General features: G+C 66.5%; 2 protein-coding genes. One reads left to right on the top strand and one right to left on the bottom strand.

All coding sequences use genetic code 11. The annotated features are described in order from the left end of the window. Positions 1–78: 78 nt before the first annotated feature. Positions 79–1095 carry a glucokinase family protein gene (locus AC1VAN_RS17615; protein ID WP_033832013.1) on the bottom strand — a complete coding sequence of 339 codons (1017 nt, stop codon included), beginning with the start codon at positions 1093–1095 and terminating at the stop codon, positions 79–81. A 384-nt stretch (positions 1096–1479) separates the two neighbouring features. Between AC1VAN_RS17615 and AC1VAN_RS17610 the strand changes: the two genes are divergently transcribed. Beyond that, positions 1480–2734: sugar MFS transporter (locus tag AC1VAN_RS17610; protein ID WP_480986323.1), on the top strand; the 1255-nt coding region annotated here is incomplete at its 3' end.

Here is a 2734-nt window from a genome sequence, read left to right as displayed (position 1 = left end):
GCGCGGGGCGGCGGCGATGTCCCGGCATTGGCGTGCCACGTACTGCGTGCTGCGATTGCGTTGAAGCCGATTGCAGGTTCAGGCGTCGGCGTGGAGCAGGTACCAGCTGGCAGCGCCGATCACGCCCAGCTGTCCGTGCTCGACCACCTTCACCGGGATGCGTGCCAGCGCCTCGCCCATCGGCCCCTTCTGCAGGTAGCGTTCGACGAAGGTGCTGGTACGCAGGTACTCGCGGATCTGCGGCAGGATCCCGCCGGCCAGGTAGACCCCGCCGTGGGCGCCATAGAACAGGGCCATGTCGCCGATGGTGCTGCCGAGCAGGCCGCAGAACACATCCAGCGCCTGACGCGCCAGCGGATCGGTGCCGGTCATCGCCGCAGCGGTGACCGCATCGGGGCTGGCCAGCGCCGGTGCCTGCCCCTGCAGCGCGCAGATCGCGCGGTACAGGTTCATCAGGCCGGGACCGGAAAGGGCATGTTCGATCGACACGTGCGCGCGGTCGCGCTGCATATGGCGGACGATCGCCATTTCCAGTTCGGTGCTGGCGGCCAGGGTCGGCTGCCCGGCTTCGGTGGCGAGCACCACCGGGCCGTTGGCGGTGGGAATCCACAGCGCCGCGCCCAGGCCCGTGCCGGGGCCGACCACCAGGGTCGGGCCGCGCGGCGCCGTTTCCGGGCCGCACAGGTGCAGCACGCCGCTGGCATCGACCTGCGCGGCCGCGTAGGCCACCGCTTCGAAGTCGTTGACGATGTGCACCCGCTGCAGGCCGACGTCGGCCTCGATCTGCCGCGCCGACAACGGCCACGGCACGTTGGCGGTGATCACCGTGCCGTCTTCGCGGGCGTAGCCGGCGGTGGCGACCACGCAATGCGACGGGCGTGGGCCTTCGGCCAGGAAGTCGGCGAGGATCGCGCTGAGCCCGGCGTGGTCGGCGTTGCGGTACTTGCGGTAATCGAGCACCTGCACCGGATGGGCATCGTCGCCGCTGGCCTGGACCCGGGCGACACGCACATGGGTGCCGCCAACGTCGGCAGCCAGGAACGAGGGCGCGACGCGGGACAGGACATGGGCCGGGGCGGGATGGCTGGCGGTCACGCGGGCTCCTGCTGCAGGTGGGGCCGGCCCCGGGAAGGGCAACGATGGAGCCGGCGATTGGGCGGAGTCTGTAACCGCGTTGACAACGATGTCAACGAGTTCGTGACACTTTCGTTGCTGCRCCGCAACGAATGCAGATCGCCGTAAACGTTTACATGGCGTGAGTACTGCATCCCGGGCGGAACCGTTGCAGCAAGGGGCTTCAAGGGCCAAGCGCATTCAGCGGATGGCCGTGCAACGCGCTTGCGCAGTGCAACATGGGGTGTGGTGACCCGCGCATGGAAGTTGACAAACGGTCGCTGTCCATCGAAAGAATGTGACAACGTTGTTCCCAGCCACTCTCCGACGCCGTGTTCTGCGGCCGTCGCCGCAGGAGCCTTCCTGATGTCAGCCGTCCCCGCTGCAAGCGCACGCCCGAACGTGGCCTCGTCCATCGCCATCGTCGGCGTGCTGTTCTTCCTGATCGGCTTCTTCACCTGGCTCAACGGCCCGTTGATCACCTTCGTCAAACTCGCCTTCGAGCTGAGCGAGGTCGGCGCCTTCCTGGTGCTGATGGTGTTCTACCTGTCTTACTTCTTCCTGGCCCTGCCGGCGTCGTGGATCCTGCGCCGCACCGGCATGAAAAAAGGCCTGAGCCTGAGCCTGCTGGTGATGGCCGGTGGTGCGGCGCTGTTCGGTGAATTCGCCACCCAGCGCTGGTATCCCGGTGCACTGGGCGGCCTGTTCGTGATCGGTAGCGGCCTTGCGCTGCTGCAGACCGCGATCAACCCGTACATCTCCATCCTCGGCCCGATCGAAACCGCCGCACGGCGCATCGCGATGATGGGCATCTGCAACAAGATCGCTGGCATCCTTGCGCCGATATTGATCGGCACCCTGGTGCTGCATGGCATCGGTGATCTCGACGCCCAGGTGCAGGCCGCCGATGCGGCCACCAAGGCCACGCTGCTCAACCAGTTCGCGGCCAAGATCCACGCGCCGTATCTGGCCATGGCCGGTTTGCTGGTGCTGCTGGCGGTGGCGGTATTGTTCTCGCCGCTGCCCGAAATCAAGGCCTCCGAGGCCAATGCCACACCGGCCGGCGTGCCAGGCAAGGCCGAGCGCAGCAGCATCTTCCAGTTCCCGCATCTTTGGCTGGGCGTGCTCTGCCTGTTCGTCTACGTCGGCGTGGAAGTGATGGCCGGAGATGCCATCGGTACCTACGGTCATGGCTTCGACCTGCCGCTGGACCAGACCAAGATGTTCACCGCGTTCACCCTGTTTGCGATGCTCATCGGCTACGTGGTCGGCCTGGTGTTGATCCCGCGAGTGGTCTCGCAGTCGCGCTACCTGACCGTCTCGGCGGTACTGGGCGTGCTGTTCTGCCTGGGCGCTTTCTTCACCCACGGCTATGTGTCGGTCGCCTTCGTGGCACTGCTGGGCTTTGCCAACGCGATGATGTGGCCGGCGATCTTCCCGCTGGCGATCCGTGGCCTGGGCCGCTTCACCGAAACCGGTTCGGCGCTGCTGGTCATGGGCATCGCCGGCGGTGCGATCATTCCGCAGCTGTTTGCCGTGCTCAAGCAGCACATCGACTTCCAGCTGGTGTTCCTGCTGCTGATGGTGCCCTGCTACCTGTACATCCTGTTCTACTCGGTGG

This window comes from Stenotrophomonas sp. 05L44_2, assembly GCF_056665995.1.
This window is presented reverse-complemented; position numbering and strand designations above follow the sequence as displayed.